13 protein-coding genes are annotated in these 20500 nt (G+C 64.7%); 4 read left to right on the forward strand and 9 right to left on the reverse strand.

What is annotated here, in order from left to right; genetic code table 11:
- Positions 1–214: 214 nt before the first annotated feature.
- Together J2X24_RS14435 and J2X24_RS14440 are read left to right on the forward strand one after the other, a co-directional pair.
- On the forward strand, positions 215–1468 hold the full coding sequence (locus J2X24_RS14435) for an epoxide hydrolase family protein (RefSeq protein ID WP_209723031.1): 1254 nt from the start codon (positions 215–217) through the stop codon (positions 1466–1468).
- A gap of 39 nt (positions 1469–1507) precedes the next feature.
- Complete coding sequence (locus J2X24_RS14440; protein ID WP_209723033.1) at positions 1508–2578, forward strand: winged helix DNA-binding domain-containing protein; 1071 nt, start codon at positions 1508–1510, stop codon at positions 2576–2578.
- Between the two features lie 2 nt (positions 2579–2580).
- On the opposite strand, the gene J2X24_RS14445 is transcribed toward J2X24_RS14440, so the two are convergent.
- From J2X24_RS14445 to J2X24_RS14460, 4 genes are all read right to left on the reverse strand, one after another.
- Complete coding sequence (locus J2X24_RS14445) at positions 2581–3255, reverse strand: helix-turn-helix domain-containing protein (protein ID WP_209723036.1); 675 nt, start codon at positions 3253–3255, stop codon at positions 2581–2583.
- Positions 3256–3348: 93 nt separating this feature from the next.
- On the reverse strand, positions 3349–4746 hold the full coding sequence (locus tag J2X24_RS14450; protein ID WP_245344706.1) for a Gfo/Idh/MocA family oxidoreductase: 1398 nt from the start codon (positions 4744–4746) through the stop codon (positions 3349–3351).
- Positions 4747–4789: 43 nt separating this feature from the next.
- The gene (locus J2X24_RS14455) at positions 4790–5560 is read right to left on the reverse strand and encodes a 3-keto-disaccharide hydrolase (RefSeq protein WP_209723038.1); all 771 of its coding nucleotides are present in this window, start codon (positions 5558–5560) and stop codon (positions 4790–4792) included.
- Positions 5561–6110: 550 nt separating this feature from the next.
- Complete coding sequence (locus J2X24_RS14460) at positions 6111–7361, reverse strand: glycoside hydrolase family 18 protein (protein WP_209723041.1); 1251 nt, start codon at positions 7359–7361, stop codon at positions 6111–6113.
- 416 nt (positions 7362–7777) lie between these two features.
- On the opposite strand from J2X24_RS14460, the gene J2X24_RS14465 reads away from it, so the two are divergent.
- A complete protein-coding gene (locus J2X24_RS14465) occupies positions 7778–10972 on the forward strand; it encodes an autotransporter outer membrane beta-barrel domain-containing protein (protein ID WP_209723044.1) in 3195 nt (1064 codons plus the stop codon).
- Positions 10973–11188: 216 nt separating this feature from the next.
- Here J2X24_RS14465 and J2X24_RS14470 read toward each other — a convergent pair whose 3' ends face one another.
- The gene (locus J2X24_RS14470) at positions 11189–11890 is read right to left on the reverse strand and encodes a response regulator transcription factor (protein ID WP_209723047.1); all 702 of its coding nucleotides are present in this window, start codon (positions 11888–11890) and stop codon (positions 11189–11191) included.
- Positions 11891–12032: 142 nt separating this feature from the next.
- On the opposite strand from J2X24_RS14470, the gene J2X24_RS14475 reads away from it, so the two are divergent.
- Positions 12033–14411, forward strand: coding sequence for a glycoside hydrolase family 95 protein (locus tag J2X24_RS14475; RefSeq protein ID WP_209723049.1), 2379 nt, complete (start codon positions 12033–12035; stop codon positions 14409–14411).
- Positions 14412–14423: 12 nt separating this feature from the next.
- On the opposite strand, the gene chrA is transcribed toward J2X24_RS14475, so the two are convergent.
- The 4 genes from chrA to J2X24_RS14495 all read right to left on the reverse strand — a co-directional run bounded on the left by chrA (position 14424) and on the right by J2X24_RS14495 (position 20461).
- A complete protein-coding gene (gene chrA / locus J2X24_RS14480; protein WP_310003938.1) occupies positions 14424–15746 on the reverse strand; it encodes a chromate efflux transporter in 1323 nt (440 codons plus the stop codon).
- Positions 15747–16105: 359 nt separating this feature from the next.
- Positions 16106–18034 (reverse strand): potassium transporter Kup, encoded by a 1929-nt coding sequence (locus J2X24_RS14485; RefSeq protein ID WP_209723055.1) that lies wholly within the window; start codon positions 18032–18034, stop codon positions 16106–16108.
- A gap of 307 nt (positions 18035–18341) precedes the next feature.
- On the reverse strand, positions 18342–19037 hold the full coding sequence (locus J2X24_RS14490) for a response regulator (protein WP_209723058.1): 696 nt from the start codon (positions 19035–19037) through the stop codon (positions 18342–18344).
- Entirely contained in the window at positions 19034–20461 is a 1428-nt protein-coding gene (locus tag J2X24_RS14495; RefSeq protein ID WP_209723061.1) for a DUF4118 domain-containing protein, read from the reverse strand. Before J2X24_RS14495 ends, J2X24_RS14490 begins: the two co-directional genes overlap by 4 nt.
- Positions 20462–20500 lie beyond the last annotated feature (39 nt).

Below are 20500 nucleotides of genomic sequence, written 5' to 3' on the forward strand. Positions count from 1 at the left end.
ACATTTATATCTGAATCATTGCATCCGTGATTACCTATGGCAGGTAGCCGAACGCGCCGCCCGCGATTGAGTGACACTTAAGTAAGGCACCGGCCGGCTCTCCCCTTCCCCCCCCGCCTCCGCCAGCCCCCGACCGCAAACTCTGCGTATTTTTACAATCATCCCGAGGTCGCCAGCGCTAGATTGTGTTCATTGAAAAAGAGGTCACAGTCCGATGAACCGCCGCCAATTCACCCAATTCGCAGCCGTAACCGCTTTTCTGGGCGGCATCAGCGCCTCATCCGCACAATCCAAGGAGACCACGGCCATGGCGAAGCCCGCACCGTTCCGCATTTCCATCCCGCAGGACCAGGTTGCCGACCTTAAGGCCCGCCTCCAGCGGGCACGGTGGCCTGTTGAGCCCGATGGCGACAACTGGGAGCGCGGCATACCCGGCAGCTATCTCCGTCAGCTTTCCGACCGCTGGAGCGCGTTCGATTGGGCCAGGCATGAGGCGGCCATCAACCGCTTCGACCAGGTGCTCTTCTCTTACGAACAACAGGATATTCACGCCTTCCACGTCCGCTCGCCCGAACCCGGTGCGGTGCCGCTGGTCCTGCTGCACGGCTGGCCGAGTTCCGGACTGGAGTACCTCAAGATTTTCGACGCGCTCGCCAACCCCGTCGCCCATGGCGGCAAGGCGTCCGACGCGTTTCATGTCATCGCGCCGACCATGCCGGGTTTCGGGCTGTCCCCCGCGGCGACAACCCCGGGCTGGAGCATGGGCAAGGTCGCCGACGCGACCCTGGCCCTGGTCTCGGCCCTGGGCTACGAGCGTTTCGCCGTTCACGGCACCGATATGGGCGCGGGCGTAGCGGGCGAGCTCGATGCTCGGGCGGCCGGCCGTGTCATCGGCCTTCACACTGGTACCGACAGCGACACCGCCGTCGCGGTCGCCTCCTTCATGAAGGACGCCGCACTGGCGCGCACCGATCTCAGTGAGGCGCAGAAGGCCGATCTCGCCAAGCGATTTGCCGGAATGGACAACCGCAACGGATACCTCGCCATCAAATCGTCGCGGCCAAAGACGCTCGGCTTCGCACTCAACGATTCCCCAATCGGCCAGCTGGCCTGGATCGCGGAAAAGTTCGCGGCGTGGACGGATCCGGACAAGGCCCTCATCGAAGACGCGGTCGACCTCGACCAGTTCCTGGCCATCGCGTCGACCTACTGGTTCGGCGGCGGCGGCGCGGGCTCCGCCCACGCCGTCTGGGAGAGCTTCAGGGCGATGGGCTGGGCCGCGCGGACCAACACGCCGAAGGGCGTGATCGCCTTCAACGCCGATGACCTGACGCGCCCGCTGCTTGATCCGCAAAAGGCCTTAAGTCACTGGACCTCCCGTTCCGACGGCGGTCACTTCCCCGCGATGGAACTGCCCGATGTGCTCGTCGCCGATCTGCGCACCTTCTTTTCGAATCTCAGGGCATAGATCATCTTCCTGGACCACCGGCGAAAAGGCACCATCAGAATGTCATTGGATACCGCGCAGCTACGTTGCCAAAACCAGCGCCTCACCGGCGCGCGTGCGGCCTCCGCATCGGAGGTCGTCGAGTGGTTCGGGGCGATCCAGGCCCAGGATTTCGGCGCCGCCTTGTGGGCCGTCGGACAGCGATCCACCGGATTGACCGCCGAAGACGTGACCCGCGCGATCGCGGACAAGCAGATCGTCCGCGCCTGGCCCATGCGCGGCACGATCCACTTCGTGCCGTCCGCCGACCTGCGCTGGATGCTTTCGCTGACCGGCGAACGCGAAAATGACCGCGTCCGCTCTCTCCTTCGCGGCCTTGGGCATGGACAGGAGACGCTCGACCGTGCCCGCCAGATACTCGAAGCCGCTTTGAGCAACGGGCCACTGACCCGGCCCGAAATCTATGCGAAACTCGAGCAGGACGGCATTCCGACGGCAAAAACCGTAGGGATTCAAATCCTCACCTTCTGGGCGCAGTCGGGCTTGATCTGCTTCGCCGGGCATCGCGGCAAACAACCTACCTTCGTCCTTCTCGATGACTGGCTGGCGCCTGGAAAAGCCAACCGGCCTGATCGCGGCACTGCGCTAAAAACCCTGGCTGTGCGCTATTTCCAGAGCCACGGCCCGGCCACGGAACGGGATTTCGCCTGGTGGTCGGGCCTTACCCTGACCGTGGCGCGTGAAGCCATCCGTTTGGCCGGCGGCTTGCTGCATGAGCGCGTCTTGAACGGCGTGCCGTTCCTGTCGCACGCCGACAGCCAGCCCGGCACGGATACCGGCGGCGACGTGCTGCGTCTTTTGCCGCCCTTCGACGAAGTCCTGGTCGGCTACAAGGACCGTTCCGCCTACGACCTGCAAAGTGGCGCACCGAACGGCAAGCTGACGCTTTTCGGTCCGACAATCCTTCTGAACGGCCGTCTCGCCGGCGCCTGGCAAAAGACGCTCGGAACAAAATCCGGCCGCGTCACCCTTGAATTCCTGCCCGAAGTCGACGCGCGCCACCGAACCCTGGCGGATGCCGAGATCAAACGGCTCAGTCACTTCTGGGGACTGCCTCTTGCCGCGTCCTGACGTCAGATCTTGTGAACCGCGTCGAGGTTCGAAGGCAGGTGGCCCATTATCTTCTTGATGGACTTGGTCATGTGGGGCTGGTCCGTATAACCGAGGTCGGCCGCAACCGCCGCCGGCTTTTCGCCAGCCTTCAGGCGTCGCACGGCCTCCTGCGCCCGGCGGATCAGCTGAAAGTCCTGCTGGGTGAGGCCTGTGACCTTCTTGAAGTGCTCCTGGACGGATCGCTTCGACGCGGCCTTTGGATTGGCGGTGAAGGCCTTGGCGACAACGTCGTCGGATTGCAGCAGACCGGCTTCAACCATCCTGTCCGTGAGGAATTCGGCATTCTCAAAGGTCGGTAACGGCAGCTCCACGCCATCAAGAACAAAGCCATCCGCGCTCAGGGGCAGGTATCGCAACGGGACATTCGCGGCCTTTTGCCGATCCTGCGTGACGTAGACATGCGCGGCAAACGAGATGACGACGCCGTGCTCGCCCGCCGCATAAGGCACGTCGACCGGCTCCTTTCCTTGGCCGGCCAGGAAGACAACGGACGGCTCACCGGGCGCCGCCCTGAAGATGAGGTCCCACGACCCGTCGGGAGTTGCCTTGTAAACACCGTTGGTCAGGCAAACCGTCCGCCAAATCGTGTCGATCCAGGGATGCGAAGAACCGCGTCGCGAGTGTTTTTGGGTCATGATCCAGGGGGTGTCAGAAACGACGTCTCAGTTGCTTATTCGCGCCAAGTTTCTTTCATCGGCGCGAATAGCGGAAGCAAAGCAGGCTTGCGGTTAAAGCCTATAGTACTGCTGCCATTCTTTTCGCGGCTCATCGCCCTGCAGCAGCGCGTCGGCCAGCTCGTTATTGGTAATCCGCCGGGTCTTGCTGTCAAACGCCACCGCCGTATTCAGGCGTTGCGCGATCACCCCCAACGCCATCGCCTGGCACAGCGGCCCGGCGACCGAGAATCGCGACCGGCAGACCTCTTCGCCCTTCGCGGCGCGGACAAAGTTGAGAAAATGATCGGACGGGCTCTTCGGCACCTCGGGCAGGGATGCCAGTATGTCCTTGGCGCGCGATCCCCCGATGATTTCCATTTCGCTGGCGTGCGAACCACCCTTCATGATCACGCCATCGCCATAGATGACCTTGCCGGGCGCCAGCTTCTTTGTTTCAATGGAGCCCGACGTCGGAGGCGGAATATTGGGGTCGACGACGGACTCGCCGAAATTTTCGGGCAGCGGCGGATAGTTCTGCTGGCCCTCATACCAGGTCAGTTCCACTGGCGGCTTCTTGCCGCGCGCCGGAAAGCTGAAGCGCAGGGTCGAGTTCTGCGGGAACAGGAAGGCGCTGTGGCCCTGGGTATAGATCGGCGCGACTTCGGTCGGCAGTCCCAGTTCGAGGAATTCGTGGGCGTTGTCGAAGATATGCGCGCCCCAGTCGCCCAGGGCGCCATTGCCAAAATCGTACCACGACCGCCATTCGCCGATCATATAGCCCTGGTTATAGGGATGCGTTTTGGCCGTCGCCAGCCAGGTGTCATAGTCGAGCCCGGGCGGCACCGGCTGCGCCGGCAGAAAGTCGGTCACGGCCTTGCCGTGCCACCGCCGGGGGCTGTTCATAAAGGCGGTGATCTTGGTGACATCGCGAATAATGCCGGCCTTGACCCAGGCGGCGAACTGGAAATAGCCCTGGCCGGAATGACCCTGGTTTCCCATCTGCGCCGCCACCTTGTATGTCTTTTCGGCGTCCATCATGAGCTGCACCTGACGGAAGCTGTGGCCCATCGGCTTTTCACAATAGATGTGCTTGCCGGACGCCATGGCCCGCATCGCGATCGGAAAATGCGAAAAATCCGGCGTGGCGATGCTGACCGCGTCAAACTGTTTTCCCATCTGGTCGAACATCTGACGGAAGTCGTGGAACTGTCGCGCATTGGGATACTGGGTGATGATAGCCTGCGTCGCCGGTGATCCCATGTCGGTGTCGCAGAGCGCCACCACATTGACCAGGCCGGTCGCCTCAAGGCCTTTGACCACGTCAACGCCGCGGCCGCCGATGCCGCAGCACGCCAGGTTGATCTTGTCGTTGAGACCTCTTGCGCGGACGATTGCGGGCATGGCCGCCGTGCCCAGCGCGGCCGCTACGACGCCGGACGCAAACGCGCGGCGATCCATCGATCCAGTCATCTCATGCCTCTCCTGTTCAACCGTTTTATGCTTGCCGCTGGGACTATTGCGCCGGCAATTCGCGGAGTTTTATATTGCGGAAGGATACCGTATTGCCGTGATCCTGCAGCAGGATATGGCCATCACGCCATTCGCCAAAGCCGGAAATCGCGCTGAACTTGCTTTGCTTCACAGCCTCGCGAAACGCTTCGGACCCGCGCACGAAGGACACGGTCTGCTTTCCGTTCAGCCAGAAGGTAACCGTGTCGCCCTGGGCGACGATCCGGGCGCTGTTCCATTCCCCTGTGGGGTTCACCAGCTTGTCCTTCGGCGCCGGAATGACGTCGTAAAACGAACCGATCGTCCGGTTGCCGTCCCTGCCGAGCTTCGCGTCCGGGTGAAGGGCGTCGTCGAGAACCTGGAACTCCATGCCGATCCCCGAACCCACCTTGACCGGCTTGCCGGTATACTTGTCGATTGGCGACAGGTCGGACTGGGCGAAAATCTTGATGCCGCTGTTGGCGCCGGGCGTGATCCTGAAATCGACCTTCAGTTCGAAGTCGGAATAGCGTTTCCGGGTAATGATATCGCCGCCTGCGCGCCCCTCCTCGCCGCCCTTCTCATGGATGGTCAAGGTGCCATCGCAGGACGTCCATCCCGATTGCGGAAACTGGTCGCTGTTCAGGCCGCGCCACTGGCTCAGGTCCTTACCATCCCACAACAGGACCCAGCCTTCGGATCGCTCGGCTGCCGTAAGCCTGTTTGATGTGTCACCCGGCGCTGGCTTGCAGGCCGTCTCGGCCATAGCCGCCGATGCCATGCCGGACGCGCTCATTAGAACCGCGAAAGCGAATGGGAGAAGACTAAATCGTGACATGGCGCTTCCTCTTTATGCTGTGCAGGATCGCCCCAAGGCCGATGTTGCAATGCGCGCGACCACCAGGATTATGCGAGGTGGAAGGGCATAAAACATGGCATGCGCAGCCTTCTGAAGGGCCTTCGGTCTCCCACATGTAGTGGACTTACCAATTCGCGTTCATCGCGTCAACTGGCCGGACCAAATACCACTCCACGGGACCTCGAGCTCGGCAGGTGCAACGGTCTTGCAGATAACGCCTTGACGCCCTTACCACGTCGCCAGACCCTTGTCAGGTAAAGGTCCGCGCCTGTTCAGGTGGCAGGCGTGAGACCTTCTATTCATTCGTAAAATAGCATTTCATGCAATGGTTAAGGTGGTACGGTGACGCAGTCAAGGGCGAGAGAAGTGAGCAGGTATAGTGGTGGCGTGATCGATCATATTCACGCTGCCGGCGGCGGAGCGTACAGTTCGCCTTCGTGATGGAGCTAAACGAATAGAGCGCAGGCTGGAACCCGGCACAGCCCCTCTACTCGCCCTTGCCCGTCGCGGCCGCCGCCATGGCGTTGACCAAGGTTTCGTCGTCATGGGTCAGTTCCCAGGCGAACAGGCCGGCCAGGCCTTCCTTCCGGGCATAGCGCCCCTTGTCGGCAAGGCTTTGCGGCGTATCCAGCGAAATGAAGCCGCCCGTCTTCGGGTCGTGGAGATAGGCCGCGCCCGCCACCTTATCATAGCCGGCCGTCCAGCCCTTGGCTTCCAGGCCGCGCGCCTTGATCTCGGTCCACGATGCCATGCCAACGAAATCGCCGCCTGAGCCGCTGGCCGGGAAGCGGCCTTCGTCAAAGCGCGCCTTCGTCCATTCGCGGCCATAGAAGCCCGCGCCCAGCACCATCTTGGCGGCGGGCACGCCGGCGGCCTTGAGGTTTTCGATCATGGCGTCCGAGCCATAGAAGTCCGTCGACGGCCCGGCGGTCAGGTTGGTGTGGTGGCCCGGCCAGCCGCCCCCGCCCGAATAGTCGCCAATGCGCTGGAAGGCCTTTTCCGGCGTGAAGTCGTAGGTCATGACAAATACGAGGTCGAAGTCGTCCTCGACGCCCCGCCAGTCGATCCCCGCCACCGAACGCGGATAGCCGGCCACCGCCGTCGTCAAAAGCCGCTCGCGGCCGTCGCTGGCTTCCATGGCATCGAACGCCCCGCGCAGTCCCTCGACCAGGGCGCGGTGATCCTTCGCTTCCTGGATGCGCGCCGCGTCGGACAAGGGCGCGCGCGCCTCGTCGCCGCCGCCCGGATATTCCCAGTCGATGTCGAGCCCGTCGAACACCGGATGGGCCTTCAGCAAGGCGACGCCTGAGTCGATGAACGCCCTGCGCCGTTCAGCTTTCGCGACGACTTCGGGAAACATCGGCATGCCCCAGCCGCCGACCGAAGCGATGACCTTCAGGCCCGGATCGCGCGTTTTCAGCGCGGCGATCGCTTTCAGGTCGGCGCGCGTCTTGTCGTCGGCGGGCAAGGTGATGGCGTAGTCGGCCTTGCCCTTGCACAGGGGTTCGCGTTCTTTCTTCTCCTTGGCGTCGAAGGCCGGGCTGTCGCCGCACACCGGCACGAAGGCGTAGACCAGGTGGATGAGTTTCGTCGTCGAGGGCCGCTCCAGCGCCGCATGCCCGCCGCCATTGGGGAAGTAGTAGGCCGCGACCACGGGTTCAGCCGCCGCCGGCAGCGCCGCCAGGGCGGCCAGGGCGGCCAGGCAAAGGGTGGAAAGAAGTGCCGTGCGTGCGCCCATGTCGTATATCCCTGTCAACGGCAGTTGGTCTGCCCTGCGCAAATGGTTATCACCACATACGCGCCACGACAAGTCCAATCCAATACCTCAAGGGGTGATGGGCGCCGTTTGATGAGGGGGCACGACGCCCATCTGTGCCGCGGGGGGATGCGGCCCGGACAGTCCTGTACCCCGATCGTGACTTTTCAAAAGCGGGTGTGCGTCAAATCCGTCATACAGCAATATTTCCATCAAAACTTCCGGATCTACACACAGGCCACGCCTTGGCCGCATTTGTTTTACTGTGTCACGCCTGAAGTACAGGCAACAAACCTGAAGTAATCCGGTCTCACTGTCGCCAACCGCATCCTTAGAACTGGCGCCCTGCCCGCCCGGATGATCGGCATCCCGGCGGCGTCCAGCTTTCCGGATCCCCGATGCGCAGACATGCTCTCCTTGCGGCCGCCTCCGTCCTTGTCCTGGCCTATGCGCCGCTGGCCCTGGCCGCGACGACGATTTCGACGGCGACGACCGCGCCCGTGACGACCAGCACCGCCGGCGACACCACCGTCACCAGCGACGGCGCGATCACGCTGACCAGCGGCACCGCCATCACGCTCGACAGCGACAACCTGCTCAGCTTCAACGGCACGATCGACATGACCGAGTCCGAGTCGGGCAGCACCGGCATATTGATCACCGACGTGCCCAACCGCACCCAGGACCTGACCATCACCGGAGACATCTCCGTCACCGACGATTACGACGCCGAAGACACCAATGACGACGACGTCATCGACGCCCCGTTCGCCGAAGGCACGGCGCGCTATGGCGTGCGTTCGACGGGCGCATCGGCATTCACCGGCGATGTCGAGGTGACGAGCGACAGCGTCATCACCATCCACGGCAACGACTCCTACGGCATCCGCTTCGAAAACGCGATCGACGGCGACTTCACCTATGACGGCGCCACAACCGTCTATGGCAATGACGCCACCGGCCTGGCGCTCGACAACGGCGTCACCGGCAATGTTTACTTAAGCGGCTCGGCGGGCGTGTGGGGCAGCAACAGTTCCGCCGTCCGGCTGAACGGCGCCATCGGCGGGTCGCTGATCATCGACGGCAGCTACAGCGGCACCGGCTACTCTACGACCGGCACGCTCGACAGCGACATCCTGGCCGGGCTCGATCCCGCGCTCAACCTGCTGCAATCCGGCCCCCTTATGACGATTTCGGGCGATGTCGCGGGCGGCATCCTGTTCGGCGCTTCGGTCACCAGCGAGGACGACGACAATACCGACGAAGACGGCGACGGGCTCACCGACAGCACGCAGACGACAGCGTCGCTGACCCAATACGGCGGCGCGCCCGCCCTGCGCATCGCTTCGGCGGACAGCGATATCTCCATCGGCGGCCTCTCCTATGCCAGCACGGCGCTCGATCCGCCCAGCGTCAATTACGGCCTGCTGGTGCGCGGCACGATCGGTGCCTACGGCATCTATTCCGGCGTCGACACCACCGCCGTGCAGCTCGGCGGCCTCGGCCACGGCGTCACCATCGCCAACGGCATCGGCGTCGCCGGCTCCATCACCAGCTCGGCCTATGGCGGCGATACCACCGCCTTGGCCGTGATGGCGGGCGCCACGACCCCGCGCCTCGACGTCACGGGCGGGATCAGCGCCACCACCACGACGGCGACGACGGTCGATGACGACGTCTATACGACGGTCGGCAACACGACCGCCAAAGCCGTCACCATCGCCTCGGGCGCCTCTCTGCCCACGATCGCGATCGGCGAAAGCGCCAGCCTCCATGCTTCAGGCGTCGGCTCGACGGCCAGCGCCACGGCGATCGAGGACCGATCCAATACCCTGACCAGCATCACCAATAGCGGCACGCTCAGCGCCGCCGTCACCGCCTCCGACGACGACGGGGACGACGTCGCCGACGCCATTACCGGCACGGCCATCGCCATCGACACGCGCACCAACACGGTCGGCCTTACCCTCACCCAGACCGATACGGCGCCTGACGACGACGACATCGCCGCCCCCTATATCTACGGCAAGATCCTGCTGGGATCGGGCGACGACGCCATATCCTCCTCCGGCGGCTTCATCTATGGCGACGTCGCCTGGGGCGCGGGCACGGGCAGCTTCACGCTCAGCGACGGCGCCGTCTATCTGGGCGCCATGACCTCATCGGGCGCCATCGCCATGGACATCACCGACGGCGGTTCGGCCGCGCTGCTGTCCGGCACGGACCTCACCCTGAGCAGCCTCCACGTCGACGGCGACAGCACCTTCGGCCTGACGCTCGACACCGACGCCACGACCACGCCTCGCGTCACCAGTACGGGCAGCGTCGTCTTCGATGACGGCGCGACGCTCAATCTCGGTCTCGACAAGATCATCACGACGCCGACCGCCTTTACCGTGCTGACGGCCGCCAAGATCAGCCTCGGCGACATCGAAACCTCGACGCGCGACGGCTACATCCCCTATCTCTACCACGCCGACCTGGCCCTCAATGACGCGGCGACCGTCCTGTCGGCCAACTTCCGCCTGAAGACCCAGGACGAGGCCGGCTATTCCGACAACCAGTACACCGCCCTCATGCCGGTGCTCGGCGTCGTCGCCCAGGACAGCGGCGCCCAGGCCTCGCTGCTGTCCCAGACCGACAAGACGGGCTTCGACAGCGTCTTCAACCAGTACCTGCCCGACTATAGCGGCGAAGCCCTGCTCAGCCTTTCGCTGGGCGCACAGTCGCTGAACCGTTCGCTCAGCGCCCTGACCGTGGTCCCCGGTAACGACGGCGGCCAGTACTGGCTGCAGGAATATGGCTACCACACACAGCGCGACTATGGTGAGACGGCGGGCTTCACCGCCACGACCCTCAGCATGTCCGGCGGCCGCGAACGCAGCGTCTACGGCAACCAGATGGTCGGGGTCTATGCGTCGATGACCGCCGCCTCGCCCTATGACAGTTTCGCGATTTCCAGCGAAGGCATGTCGGCCTCGGACCTGACGGCCGGCGGCTACTGGCGCCTGAACCACGCGACCGGCGTCAAGGCGTGGGCCCATGCCGGCCTGGGCTTCGTGCAACTGCGCAGCATCCGCAACCTCCTCACCACCTATGTCGTGCGCGAGTCCGAGGCCAAATGGAACGGCTATTCGATCAGCGCGGGCGCCGGGATGAGCTACGACATCACCGCCGGCCGTTTTGCGGTCACGCCCGAAGTCCTGGCCGACTACTACCGCCTGAGCGAGGCGAAACACACCGAAACCGGCGGCGGCGACACCTTCGACCTGACGGTTGCCGAACGCGACAGCCACATGGTCTCCGCCACAGCCCGACTGCGCGCCAGCTATGACCTGGGCCTCGCCCGGCCCGAGATCTGGCTGGGCTACCGCCAGAATGTCAGCGTGAAGCTGGCCGACACCATCGCCAATTTCGCGGGCGGCGACGCCTTCACCTTGAGCGCCGGCGCTGTCGAAGGCGGCGGCCCGGTCGCGGGTTTCCGTATTTCGCAGGACGGCCAGTACAGCCATCTCGGCCTCGAAGTGCAGTACGAAAAGCTCGAGGCTTACGAAAACGCCTCGATCGCACTGCGGACGCGCTTTCAGTTTTAGCGCATGATGAACTTAGATCGAATTCTTGGTTGATATCGGAAGCCCCCTTCCGTCAGCTTCGCTTACGCTCGCTGCCACCTTCCCCGTAAACGGGGAAGGTGGCATTTGCGGAGCAAATGACGGAAGGGGGATTTCCGGCGTCGACCACATATTCCGTCCAGACTCATTACGCTCCGACCGGCGAATATTGTCTCGACGACATCTCACGGTCTGCCGTCACACCCGCAACATAAACCCCTGCCCGCGCACGGTACGCAGGCGGTCCCGTTCAGCCCCCAGCCGGCGCCGCAAACCGTTGACCAGCACCGGGATACTCGCCTGTCCGAATGACACGGCGCGCAGGGCGGTCAGCCGCGCGGCGATGGTTTCCGCCGTCAGGACGGCGTTGGGTTCGGCCAGGAAGATCCGCACCAGGCAGGCCTCGGTGTCGTTGAGCTTCAAGACGCCGCCATCTCCCGAAATCAGCGTCCGCGCCACCGTGTCGAAGGTCCAGCCGCCGATGGCGTTTCGCGTCTCGGCCTGGACCGCCACGCGCGCCCGGCCGCGCAACACCGCCCGGATGCGCGCGAACAGCTCGCGCGGCAGCGACCGAACCGGCAGGTAATCGTCGGCGCCGGCCTCAAGCGCGCTTATGGCGTGGTCCGTCCCGTCCGGGCCAATAGCGACCAGGGCATTGGCGCGAAAGACAAGCGAGGCATAGCGCAGCAGGTCCTCGCGAAACCGCTCGGGGCCAAAGTCGACGACCAGGACATCGGCGTGAAAACGATCGGTGGTGAAGCGGCCGTCGGGCAGGCAATCGGCCTGGCGGCAGTCGAACCCGGCCGCTTCAGCCTCCGCGACCGGGGCCTCCGCCGTCTTTGCCAGGGTAATCCACGTCAGGGTCGGACACGGCGCCGTCGCGGCATGGGGTTCAGACATCAAACTCTTTACACATCAGGAATACCGGCGTGACCCTATCACCGCGCACGACACGGGCGATGTCAGGACCGCAATATGCACCTGTTTCGCTCTTGACCCGGAGCGGCCGGTTTGACACCTTGCCGCAAATAAAAATGCATTCATGGGTGAAACGAACATGGACCGCCGGCAATTTCTCGTAGGCGTGAACGCCGCAGCCCTTCTGGCCGGCGCGCTGGCGCCACACATGGCAAACGGCAAGCCTTTGACCCGTTCGACGCGCCGCCTGACCTTTGGCCAGCCCGCCAAGAACTGGCTGGAAGCCCTGCCCATCGGTAATGGGCGTATCGGCGCAATGATCCACGGCGGGACGCGGCATGAGCGCCTGGCGCTCAATCATATCGAACTGTGGTCCGGCCGCTCCGTCCCCGCCGACCACCCGGAAACCCGCAAGGCCCTGCCCGAAGTGCGCGCCCTCCTGTTCCGGGGCCAATATGCCGAAGCCAATGCCCTGGCCCAGGCCCAGATGATGACGCCGATGAACGACGCCAATTTCGGCAGCTATCAGATGCTGGGCGACCTCAGCCTGGAGTTCGACCATTCCGACGCCGTCAGCGACTATCGGCGCGAACTGGACCTCGATTCCGCCGCTGTCACCGTCGCCTACAAGGCCGATGGCTTCACCTACCGCCGCACCCACCTGGCCGCCTTTCCCGACAAGGTCATCGCCGTGCGGCTTGAAACCGACAATCCCGCCGGACTGGCTTTCACCGCCCGCCTGACGCGGGCGAAGGACGCCACCGTCTTGGCCGAGGCCGGGGTCATCGTCATGCGCGGCCAGCCGAAACCCCATGGGGTCGCGTTCGCCGCGATGCTGACCGCCGGGCACGAGGGCGGCGCGCGCGAGGTCCTTGGCGATGGCTTCCGCTTTTCCGGCGCGAAGACCGTGACCCTCTTCCTCACGGCGGCGACCGACCTGATCGCGCCCGATCCGGAAGGTCAGTGCCGGACGGTGGTGGTATCACTCAACGGCAAGACGTGGCAGGATGTGCGCGCCGCCCACGTCCGCGACTATCGCCGCCTGTTCGACGCGGTCCGGCTGGAACTGGGTAAGGACGGCGGCGACAGCGACGCCGCGCAAAGGCTGGCCGAAGTCCGCGCCGGCCGCGACAGCGCGCGCATGGCGGAGACCTTCTTCAACTTCGGACGTTACCTGCTGATCGCCTCGTCGCGCCCGGGCTCGCTGCCGGCGAACCTGCAGGGACTGTGGGCCGACGGCTTTACGCCGCCGTGGAGTTCCGACTACCACATCAACATCAATCTGCAGATGAACTACTGGCCGGCGGAAACCTGCGGGCTCAGCGAACTGACCGGCCCGCTGTTCGACTATACCGACCGCCTGCTGCCGCACGCCCGCCGGACAGCGACGGTGGCCTATGGCTGCCGGGGGGCGGCCGCGCACTATACGTCCAATCCGTGGGGCCACACCGCGCTCGACGGCAACATCCAGTACGGCCTGTGGCCCGACGGCCTGGCCTGGCTGAGCCTGCACCTGTGGGAGCACTATCTCTATACCGGCGACGCGGTCTTCCTGCGCGACCGCGCCTGGCCGGTCCTGAAGGCGTGCGCGGAGTTCACCCTCGACTACCTTGTGGCGCACCCCAAGACGTCCGAGCTGGTGGCCGGTCCCGCCACCTCACCGGAAAACACCTACCGCCTGCCCGACGGAACGACGGGCTTCATCACCATGGGCCCTGCCATGTCGCAGTCGATCGCCTTTGAGACGCTCAGCCAGTTCGCCGAGGCCGCCAAACGGCTGAACCTAGACCCGGACACGGCGGCGCGGGCCCGCGCGGCGATACAGCGCCTGCGCCGGCTGAAAATCGGACAGGACGGCCGCATCATGGAATGGCCGGAGCCGTTCGAAGAGGCCGAACCCGGCCACCGCCACATCTCGCACCTGTTCGGCCTCTTCCCGGGCAACGAGATCGACGTCACCGGCACGCCGGACCTGGCCGAAGCCGCGCGCAAGACCTTGTCGGCGCGGCTGGCGCACGGCGGCGGGCACACGGGCTGGAGCGCGGCTTGGCTGATGATGTTCCGCGCGCGCCTGGGCGAAGGCGACATCGCCCACGACATGATGACCAAGCTGTTCCGCGAACAGACGGCGCCCAACTATTTCGACATGCATCCCGGCGGCGACGGCGGGATATTCCAGATCGACGGCAATTTCGGCGCGGCGGCGGCGCTCGCGGAGATGCTGCTGCAAAGCCACAACGGCCGGCTGCGCCTGCTGCCCGCCCTGCCCTCAGCCTGGCCCGACGGGTCGGTGCGCGGCCTGAAGGCGCGCGGCGGCCTCAGCGTCGACATCGACTGGAAGGCGGGCAAGGCGACCGCCGCCGTAATCACCGCCACACAGGACACGGAGCTGGCAATCGTCGCGCCACCCGGACAGGCCGTGTCAGGCCGCAGCTTTACCGGCGGCGTGACCCGTTTCGCCGCAAACAACAGGTACCGCCTGCGCTTTACAAACGCGCCGTGACGAAGCGGCACCTTAGGTCAGGCCCGGCGCAACACTCAGGACCAGCCCGGCCAAGGCACAGGCCGCGATGACGGCGATGACATGGGCGCGGAACACAATCAGGGCGAAGGCGGCGGCAATCGCCAACCCGGCGCTCACAACATCGAAAGGGCCGCCGAAGCCTTTAGGCCAGAGCACGTGATAGCCGAAAAACAGCGCCAGGTTCAGGATGACGCCGACGACCGCCGCGGTAATGGCCGTCAGCGGCGCGGTGAAGCTCAGCCGGTTGTGCGTGCTTTCGATCAACGGCCCGCCGGCGAAAATGAACAGGAACGACGGCAGGAAGGTGAACCACGTCACCCACACCGCCGCGATCATCGCCGCCGCCACCCGCATGTCGGCACCCAGCCAGGCCGTATTCCAGCCGCCAACAAACGCCACGAACGTCACGACCATGATCAAGGGGCCCGGCGTGGTTTCTCCCAGCGCCAGTCCGTCGATCATCTGCGGCGCGCTCAGCCAGCCATACTGCGTCACCGCACCCTGATAGACGTAGGGCAGGACTGCATAGGCGCCGCCGAAGGTCAGAAGCGCCGCCTTGGAAAAGAACACGCCCATCCGGCTGATCGGATGCTCCCAGCCCAAGGCCAGGCCCGCCGCCACAATCGGCCCGGCCCACAGGACAAGCCCGATGGCCAGGATGACCGCCAGCCGGAGCCCGCGAAACCGCGCGTGATCGGGCGGCGGCGTCGCGTCGTCAATCATTGCCGGGCCTTCGGACGCGGCGCCTGTGTGCGACGCCGTCACGGCGAACAGCGCCGGCCGGAACCGGCCCGCGACGGCGCCAATGACCGCCGCCCCCAGCACGATCAGCGGGAACGGCGTCTGCAGAACGAACATGGCCAGGAAGGCCGCGGCGGCGATCGCCCACGTCAGCGGGTTTTTCAGCGTCCGCCCGGCGATGCGGTACACGGCCTGCACTATGATGGCGATGACGGCGGGCTTAATGCCGTAGAACAGGCCTTCGATCAGCGGCATGTGCCCGAAAGCCATATAGAGCCACGACAGCCCAAGCAGGAGGATGAGCGACGGCAGGACGAACAGCCCGCCCGCGACGATCCCGCCCCACGTCCGATGCATCAGCCAGCCGATATAGGTCGCCAGTTGCTGCGCCTCGGGCCCTGGCAGCATCATGCAATAGTTGAGCGCGTGCAGAAACCGCCTGTCCGATATCCAGCGCCTGCGTTCGACCAGCTCCTGGTGCATGATGGCGATCTGCCCCGCCGGCCCACCGAACGAGATAAAGCCAAGCTTTAGCCAGAAGCGAAAAGCCTCTGAAAAGCTGACGGATTTCACCGGAACTCCATCAATTTTGTCGCGCTCACCCATCTATATCTCCCGGAGACATCAGCCACGGGCATGCGGATGTCCGGTCGGCGCGGCGCACCTTACCTAGCACGCCGCGCCGCAAAGGGATGGCGAATAATTCTGCCTCGCCATATTAGAGCATGATGACACCAAGTTACCCCCTTCCGTCATTTGCTCCGCAAATGCCACCTTCCCCGTGAACGGGGAAGGAAGAAGAAAAGCAACCTACCCTTTTCCTTCCCCGTTCACGGGGAAGGTGGCAGCGAGCCTACGCGAGCTGACGGAAGGGGGGATTTCGCAGATTGCCAGGGATGCGATCCGCAGTCGCCGCGCTCCAAGTCAGGAAATCACACCCGCATCTGCGTGCCCATCTCAACGACACGGCCCGGCGGAAGGCGGAAAAACTCGCTGGGGTCGGCGGCATTCTTCATCAGGACGATGAACAGAAGATCCTGCCAAAGCGGCATGCCGCCGTGAGGCGTCGCGACCAGGGTCCGCCGCCCGACGAAGAAGGTCGTCGTCATCGCGTCGAACTTCAGGCCGCGCTTACGGCACAGCCCCAGGGCGCGCGGAACGTTCGGCATGTCCATGAAACCGAAGGTCAGGGTGACGCGCGTAAAGTCTTCGTTGATGCGTTCGATGCCGATGCGGCCGTCGTCGCCGACATGCGGGACGTTAGCGATTTGCACGCTCAAAACCACATTGTTTTCATGCAGTACGCGGTTATGCTTGAGATTGTGCATCAACGATGTCGGCGCCATCGTGGCGTCGGCCGTCAGGAAGACCGCCGTGCCCGGCACGCGCAGCGGCGGCCGCGTTTCCAGCATGGCGGCGACGTCGCCGATGGGCAGGCTTTCGCGATGCGTCTTGGCGGCGATAATACGCGTGCCCTTGGTCCAGGTCACCATGACAAGGATCAGGGCTACACCCAGCAGCAGCGGCATCCACGCGCCGGAAAACAGCTTGGTGAGGTTCGAGGTCAGGAAGACCAGCTCGAGCAGTCCCAGCGGCACCAGCAGGGCCAGGGTACGCAGCCGCGACCAGTTCCACAGGCGGCGCATGACGACATAGGCCATGACACTGCTGATCAGCATGGTGCCGGTGACCGCGATGCCATAGGCCGAGGTCAGGTTGCCGGAGGTCTGAAAGGTCACGACCAGCACGACGACGCCGATCATCAGCAGCCAGTTCATCTGCGGCACATAGATCTGGCCTTCCTGGGTCTCCGACGTGCGTTTGATGACCATGCGCGGCAGGATGCCCATCTGGACGGCGTGCTGGGTTATCGAAAAGGCGCCGGAAATGACGGCCTGCGAAGCAATGACGGTCGCCGCGCACGCCAAAAGCAGCATAGGCCAGTAAGCCAGCTCGGGCACCATGCGCCAGAACGGATTTTCGACCGCCGACGGCTCGATGATGGTCAACGCGCCCTGCCCCAGATAGTTGATGATCAGCGCCGGAAAGGCCACCCACAGCCATGCCGCCCCGATCGGCCCCCGGCCGAAATGCCCCATATCGGCATAGAGCGCCTCGGCGCCGGTGACGACCAGGAAGACGCTGCCCAGGACGACAAAGCCGGTCAAGCCGTTGGCCAGCAGGAAACTGACCCCATAGTGCGGGCTCAGGGCCTGCAGTATCTCGGGGCGCTGCGCGATCCAGTAGAGCCCAAGCGCCCCCAAAGCCGTGAACCAGACCAGCATGACAGGGCCGAAAAACCGCGCCACCTTCTCGGTGCCCTTGGACTGGACCAGAAACAAGCCCAGCAGGATGACCAGCGACAGGGGCAGGATATACTGGTCGAGGCCGCCGCCGATGCCGGGCGCGTCCTTGAGCCCCTCAAGCGCCCCCAGCACCGAAACGGCGGGCGTGATCAGGCTGTCGCCATAGAACAGCGCCGCCCCGCACAGGCCCAGCAGGAAGATCGCCTGTGACGGCTTGCCCAGCGCCTTTTGCGCCAGCCCCATCAGGACCAGCGTGCCGCCTTCGCCGTGATTGTCGGCGCGCATCAGGAAGATGACGTACTTGATCGTCACCAGCAAAAGCAGCGCCCAGAAAACGAGCGAGATGACGCCGAAGGCCGCCAGCTCCGGCGCGGTGCCGGCGCGGCTGTGATGCAGGGCTTCGCGCATGGCGTAAAGCGGCGACGTGCCGATATCGCCGAAGACGACACCGACCGCGCCGATGGTCAGGCCCAGAAAGCCGGCTTTCCGCGCCGGGTCGGCGGTATCAGGTTTGGGAATGAACGGGGTATCACTCTTATCGGACAGGCTCTTCATCACGGACTCCGGGTTGGAGCCTGACCTCTACCCCTGCGTCCGTATGGCCGGTGTATGAAGGCCGCCAGAGGCCGTATAGTTTCCGTATAGGGACACAGTCAGCGTTCGGACCGCCTGCAGCAGGGCCCCGCCCACCACTCACCATAAATGGGGAGGGCGAAAGGTAAGCAACTCAATTTATGGGACAGTCAGCATCAGAAGTGATGTCAATTCTTCGCCCTCCCCATTTATGGGGAGGGGGGACCATCTGCGGAGCAGATGGTGGGCGGGGCCATCCTCACGAAGCCACAAGTGCGACTGAAAGCCCCTAGCCCTTCAACCGATACCCCACCCCCGGTTCGGTCAGGATAAACCTCGGCCGCAACGGATCATCGCTCAGTTTTTCGCGCAGATGCTGCGTATGTATCCGCAGGTACGTATTGTCCTCCGCCCCGTGCCGTCCCCAGACCTCGCGGATCAACTGGGCGTGCGTCACCACCCTGCCCGCATTCTTCGCCAAGGCCACCAGCAGCCGATATTCGATCGGCGTCAACCGCACTGCCTCGCCATCCAAACTCACCGTCCGCGCCTCGAAATCGACCCGCAGGCCGTCGCGCTCATAAACCGCCGCCGCGCCCGCCGCATGGCGCGCCGCGTGCCGTAAAGCCACCCGGATGCGCGCGATCAGCTCGCCGCCTGAAAACGGCTTGGTCAGGTAATCGTCCGCGCCCAGGTCCAATGCCGCGATCTTGTCGCTCTCCTGCTCGCGCGCCGACAGGACGATGATCGGCACCTGGCTCCATTCCCGGACCTCGGCGATGATTTCCATGCCGTCGCGGTCGGGCAGCCCCAGGTCAAGCAGGATGACGTCCGGCCGGTGCGCGGTCGCCGCCTGCATCGCCTCACGCGCTGTCGCGGCCTCGACCGGCGTCATGTCATGAGCGCTCAATGTTGATCGCACATAGCGCCTGAGATCGGCCTGATCCTCAACAATAAGAACGCGCGGATTTTGCACGGATGTCATTCGCCTCCCACCGGTAGTGTGAACTGTATAGCCGCGCCGGATGGGTCTTTGAATGTCTCGGCCGCAATCGTTCCGCCGTGCGCCTCGACAACGCCCTTGCAGATCGCCAGCCCCAACCCGCTCGTCTTGCCGGCGCGGTCCGACCGCTGCCCCGCCTCGAACGCACCGAACACATCCATCCCGTCCGGAAACCCAGGGCCGCTGTCGGTGACCCGCACCCGCACCCCGCCGTCGTGGCGCTCGGCGGCGACCGTGATCACCCCATCTTCCGGCGTATGGCGCACGGCATTGTCGATCAGGTTGACCAGGACCTGCTCGATCAGGGCGCCATCAATATTGACCAGCGGCAAGGTCCCGCTCACCACCGTTCTGACATTGCGCCCTGCCACAAGCGCCTTCTGCAAGGCCGCGCCGATGATCTCCTGGATCAGGTAGGGCTCCCGCTTCAACCGCATCCGGCCCGAGGTCAGCGCCGCCAGCCGCAGCAGGTTCTCGACAAAGTGCTGGAGGCCGTCGAGGTGACGCAACAGACCGGTGATGTCCTCAACCGTATCGCGCGGCAGCTTCTTGCGGTTGCGCAGCATCTGCCCCAGGCCGCCCTTGAGCACGGCCAAGGGCGTGCGCAGATCGTGGCTGACCGAAGCCAGCAGCGTGCTGCGCAGCCTTTCGTTCTCGGCGTCGATACCGGCCTGCCGGGCGTGCTCGCCCTCGGCCGCCCGGCGCAGCGCCGAGGCGACCAGTTCGGCGCAGGCCGTGAGCCGCGCCTGCCGCGCCGCCGAAATACCCGCCGCGATCGTCAGAACGCCCATGACCTCCTTTCCGGCCGCCATGATGATGATCAATCGATCATTGACGGTTCTTGGCGGCAGGTCGCCGTCGGCCAGCCGCGCCTCGGTGATCATGCCGTCCATCTCGCCCGGTTCGTCCGCCCGCCACACCTTGAGCGACGGCCCATAGACGGCGGCCAGCCGGCTTTGCGCCTCCGCGGCGACGTCGGCGGGACGGCTCAGCGCCCACAGGCCACGCGTCAGTTCATAAAGCGCGTGCGCCTCGTCCGCGTTCTCGCGCGCCTCGCGGGCATGCCGCGCCACCCGCGCCGTCAGGGATCCCACCACCAGGGACGCCGCCAGCATCAGGACAAGGGTGAAGTAGGACCGGCTGTCATAGGCCGTGAAGGAAAAATAGGGCGGGACGAAAACCAGATTATAGGCCAGAACCCCCAGAAGCGACGCCGACACCGCCGGGACCAGCCCCTGCCCGGCCGCGGTGACGACCACGCCGACCAGGTAGATCAGCGGCACCGTCGCGGCCATGTCCATCTGCCGCAGCGGCACCCCCAGCAGCGTACAGACCCCGACCATTCCGGTCACGGCCGCGCAGCGCCTTATGACAAGCCATGGAAAGGACGAAGCCCCGGACATCATGTCCGCCTCCTAGAGCGATATGCCAAAAAGTGTGCAGCG

Origin of the sequence: Asticcacaulis solisilvae, from assembly GCF_017875235.1 — a bacterium.
Lineage (GTDB): Bacteria > Pseudomonadota > Alphaproteobacteria > Caulobacterales > Caulobacteraceae > Asticcacaulis > Asticcacaulis solisilvae_A.

What these genes read in the sequence shown, in the direction of transcription:
- J2X24_RS14495 (WP_209723061.1), bottom strand. Translation starts at nt 20,461, where the DNA reads ATGATGTCCGGGGCTTCGTCCTTTCCATGGCTTGTCATAAGGCGCTGC.
- J2X24_RS14450 (WP_245344706.1), bottom strand. Translation starts at nt 4,746, where the DNA reads ATGACTGGATCGATGGATCGCCGCGCGTTTGCGTCCGGCGTCGTAGCG.
- J2X24_RS14460 (WP_209723041.1), bottom strand. Translation starts at nt 7,361, where the DNA reads ATGGGCGCACGCACGGCACTTCTTTCCACCCTTTGCCTGGCCGCCCTG.
- J2X24_RS14445 (WP_209723036.1), bottom strand. Translation starts at nt 3,255, where the DNA reads ATGACCCAAAAACACTCGCGACGCGGTTCTTCGCATCCCTGGATCGAC.
- J2X24_RS14440 (WP_209723033.1), top strand. Translation starts at nt 1,508, where the DNA reads ATGTCATTGGATACCGCGCAGCTACGTTGCCAAAACCAGCGCCTCACC.
- J2X24_RS14435 (WP_209723031.1), top strand. Translation starts at nt 215, where the DNA reads ATGAACCGCCGCCAATTCACCCAATTCGCAGCCGTAACCGCTTTTCTG.
- J2X24_RS14475 (WP_209723049.1), top strand. Translation starts at nt 12,033, where the DNA reads ATGGGTGAAACGAACATGGACCGCCGGCAATTTCTCGTAGGCGTGAAC.
- J2X24_RS14465 (WP_209723044.1), top strand. Translation starts at nt 7,778, where the DNA reads ATGCGCAGACATGCTCTCCTTGCGGCCGCCTCCGTCCTTGTCCTGGCC.
- J2X24_RS14455 (WP_209723038.1), bottom strand. Translation starts at nt 5,560, where the DNA reads ATGAGCGCGTCCGGCATGGCATCGGCGGCTATGGCCGAGACGGCCTGC.
- J2X24_RS14490 (WP_209723058.1), bottom strand. Translation starts at nt 19,037, where the DNA reads ATGACATCCGTGCAAAATCCGCGCGTTCTTATTGTTGAGGATCAGGCC.
- J2X24_RS14485 (WP_209723055.1), bottom strand. Translation starts at nt 18,034, where the DNA reads ATGAAGAGCCTGTCCGATAAGAGTGATACCCCGTTCATTCCCAAACCT.
- J2X24_RS14470 (WP_209723047.1), bottom strand. Translation starts at nt 11,890, where the DNA reads ATGTCTGAACCCCATGCCGCGACGGCGCCGTGTCCGACCCTGACGTGG.